Origin of the sequence: Paracoccus sediminilitoris, from assembly GCF_003259195.1 — a bacterium.
GTDB classification, from domain to species: Bacteria; Pseudomonadota; Alphaproteobacteria; order Rhodobacterales; family Rhodobacteraceae; genus Paracoccus; species Paracoccus sediminilitoris.
The window spans coordinates 1-3,788 of sequence record NZ_QJPK01000062.1 but is presented as its reverse complement, the minus strand read 5'-3'; the positions used below and the strand labels follow the sequence as shown (position 1 = coordinate 3,788).

The following is a 3,788-nucleotide window of genomic DNA, read 5'->3' as shown; positions in this document are numbered from 1 at the left end:
CCCATAGGGCATCCTTCCATTCCTTCGAAAGGATCACACCATCAAACCGTGGGATCAAACACCTAGAAGCCGTGGCCGCGTAACCAAGGCAGAAAACCACTCAAAGAACGCCCGGAACCCGTTCAGACAAACCGAACCACCTCTGGCAGCACGTCCTGGCATGACGGCACCCACACATGGCTGGCCGCCCATGGCGTTATCGAAGCTTCGGGCATCCGCGACTCGGGGGTGATGGACGCCCACCCGGCCAAGTCCGCTTCGCCGCGGTCAGCTGGGCGCTGTCTCTGGCGCATATGAGAGATAAGGCGGAATGGCGCGACGCGGTGATCCGCCAGCGGCTGCTGCTCTTCGTCGAGGTCTCGGCGGTGGGGCCGGCCCTCCACGGCCACGGCGGCCGGATCTCGGACATTCGCCGACCCGAGACTGAGACCGACGACTACTTCGCCATCACCGCCGAGGGGACCTTTTCGCGACCGCAACGCCACCTTCCTCGGCGAATACAGCGATCGCGGCTGCGAATACGTCGCCTTCTAAGGGACCAGTGGCGCAGGGTCCACGCAGTGGCTGCCGCGATAAATGCTAACATAAGATTAAGTTATTAATAACAATTGTATAAATGCATTAACCCGTCAGAAACCTTGCCCATCTACCCTAACGGAAATGACCTGGCGTCACAGGCCCGGATCATACCACCGACATCTGGGGCTTCCAACGAATGCATGTTATCACCAGCGCGCATTTCGGCGCGAACATGATCCTGACCAGAGACAGTTTGCGCGACGGCGAACCCTACGCCGCGGTTCTGAAGGAAATTGATTTCTCGTCCTTCAGATACCCCGGCGGGGGAGTTACCGAAGATCAGACATGGGAAAATGGAGGTCTCGACAAGATATTTGGAAATGCCTTGGACAGAGCCGATGACGACTACGTCCTCACGATCAGAGAGGCTTTGAGTTTTTCTGAGGCAGAGGGCAAGCCTGTCACGATCGTCACGCCGACATTCCAATTCTACAATAAAGACACTGCCGAATTTGATCACACAGGCTTCGATAAGTATCTCGACAACCTGGAACAAGCTCTCCGCGATTTTTCAGACGCGGAGATATCGGACATAGAGATTGGCAATGAATATTGGGGCAGCAAGCATTGGGGATCGTTGACCGGTGCGGAGTATGGAAAAATAGCCAACTTCGAGATACCGAAGATCAGCGAGATGATCGAACGTATTTCGGATCAGAATGGAGAATGGTATCAACCATCCATAGGCATCCAAGCCGGAGTGCAATGGAAGGCCGAGCAGGGCGAAGATGGCCGCTGGACTACCGTCGGGCCACAGGATTCACGAGACATTATTTCCCAGATCTCCCTGGACAACCGTGAACTGGTTGGAACAATATTTCAGCACTCGTACCCCAACGCGAATGCCATAGAACAAAAAATAGATTGGGCCATAAAGCCCATGGAGGTCTTTAACGAAGGCTATGGATTTTCCGACGACCTCAAGCTCTACCTGTCAGAGTTCAATATAGGTGAGAACACCGCCATAGGGATCGAGCAGGGAGCCGCATGGCTGGAGGCGTTTTCCGGAGCAGTTAATTCTGGTATTGACGAAATAAGCCACTGGGGAATTGCCTACGAATGGCTGTCAAACAAATTCTACGACACAAAGTTTCCGTATGGCGAGAGTGACGAGGGAGATATTGTCGCCATCGCAACCCCCATGGGCCAGATATTCGACATTTCGCAGAGTTATCTGACTGATAAGACCGTCATGACGGAAGATGAGATCAGGAGTGTTATCAACTATCCCGACTTGGATCGTGTCAGCGGATTTAGCGAAAGCGATCAGAGCATCATCTTCATGTTCAACGGAGGGACCCAGGTTGCACACATCGATCTGGTAGACCTCGATGGTCAGGAACACCTCACTTTCTACGAACTGACACCCGCAAACTCTCCGCACTCCCCGTGGTTCGATGAATCCGCGACCGAGCTCACCGCGCCAGACGGCATTGCGGATGCTCGCGCGGACATGAAGGTCAGCGCCGGTCTGAAACCCAAAGATATACCAGCCGTTTCTCCAGGGGAAATGGTGGTCGTAGTCGTTTCAGATTATGATCGTGACCTAGTTATCGAGGGCGCTCATAACACGACTGATCCGTCCAATGGGATGGTCAACGACTTCATCCAAGGTGGAGCGGGCAATGATATCCTAAGAGGCCATGTTGGTGACGATACCCTGATTGGGGTCGAGGGTCACAATATTCTTTCGGGGGGAAAGGGCGACGATCACATCGAAGCATCAGATGACGGCGACGTCATATTCACTGGCGAAGGCGATGACCTGGTTGTTGGCGGGGCCGGCGATGATCTGATTTTCTCTGGTATCGGTGACGAGACTGGCGAAAGCACGCTCGAGGGTGGTGGAGGACATAACAGCTTCATTATCGGCGGGGCGAAAAACCAAGCCATAACGGACTTTTCTTCGGATGACGTTATCGGGTTGTCGCATCAATTCGACAATATTGAAGATCTTCGTGCCGAAATTCAAACCGATGGTAACGATGCGATTATCAACCTGCCGAGCGGTCATTTTGTCAGGCTCGAGAACTATGCTGATCAGGCAGATGAGTTGCAGGACCAGATCTTGGACTTCATGGACAGTGATCAGGCGATCTCGATAACCAGCAAACATTTCAGTTCGTTGAGTGGCGTGCAGATAAAGGAAATCTACAAGACGATTCATGATGGAACAGAGACAAGCAACGAAGATCACTACTTCGATAGCTTGGACGCTACATTGAAGAAGTTTGGTCATGATGAGGAAGGCCACCAGAATGACGGTGGACATGACCCGACGCATCCCGATCTTGGCAATGAGAGCGATGGCCCAATTTTAGGACTGCCGCCACAAGCAGGTCCGGGAACAGGAAACGAGGATGGAACAGAGGTTCATCATCCTGACGATGATACTGGTGGGGAACCTGATCATGAAGAAGCCCCGGATGAACCTGCCGATGACACGGATCACCTTCCTGACTTCCCGAGCGAAGATGAGGTCGACGATCATGACGGCACCGAAGAAGACGACCATGATTATCACGACCACTATGATCATGACCACGGCCATGACGAAAATGAAGCTAACGAAGCCAGCTCTCCTACCTGTTTCGTAGCCACGGCGGCTTTTGGTGATCCATTTCATCCCGACGTCAAAGCGTTGCGAGCATTCAGGGATAATTACCTTATTCGCTATTCGCTCGGTCGTTTTCTAGTTTCAGTATATTGGGTCGTTGGACCGCATTTAGCCTCCTGCACAAAACCAAGACATCCCCATGCAACGGTCGTTCGGCTTATGTTATCTGCTTTCGTTTCAACATTGAGATCTCTGAAACTTACCGCCGGAAAATGAGCGTTATATTGAAAATTTCACCTGAATGTTAGGACTCCTGCCCTCACTACACGTTTCCTCATGCCATCCAAAGAGTTGGGACTTACCTAAACTTATATCGGGGACCTAGCATTCAAGGCATGTCGACAACTCAAGCTTTTTGCGAATAGCGCTGTATGACATTTAATATTGTACTTATCGATATACCATCGGTTTCATGAACCCACTGTTGCGGATGTTTTGAGAGCAATCGTCGTGATGAGTTGACTGGCTATTGCTTGCGCCTGCTCGCGGATATCCGGGATGGCGGTGATTTCCCAGAATGCGGCACGTGACGCGGGGCCGATGACACGAATGCGGGGTTCGGGGCGGCCTTGGGCGTCAATCAGCGCGCAGT

Annotated in this window: 1 protein-coding gene and 1 pseudogene; one reads left to right on the top strand and one right to left on the bottom strand. The window is 52.4% G+C overall.

All coding sequences use genetic code 11. The features are described from left to right. Window positions 1-715 precede the first annotated feature (715 nt). Window positions 716-3,412, top strand: a complete 2,697-nt coding sequence (locus DKT70_RS17480; protein WP_111560325.1) for a calcium-binding protein — start codon at window positions 716-718, stop codon at window positions 3,410-3,412. A 194-nt stretch (window positions 3,413-3,606) separates the two neighbouring features. Here DKT70_RS17480 and DKT70_RS18565 read toward each other — a convergent pair. Continuing rightward, window positions 3,607-3,788: pseudogene (locus DKT70_RS18565) on the bottom strand (FAD/NAD(P)-binding protein); the annotation flags it as partial.

Bases quoted from the DNA above. Each gene is read 5' to 3' on its own strand.
- DKT70_RS17480 (WP_111560325.1), top strand. From the start codon at position 716: ATGCATGTTATCACCAGCGCGCATTTCGGCGCGAACATGATCCTGACC.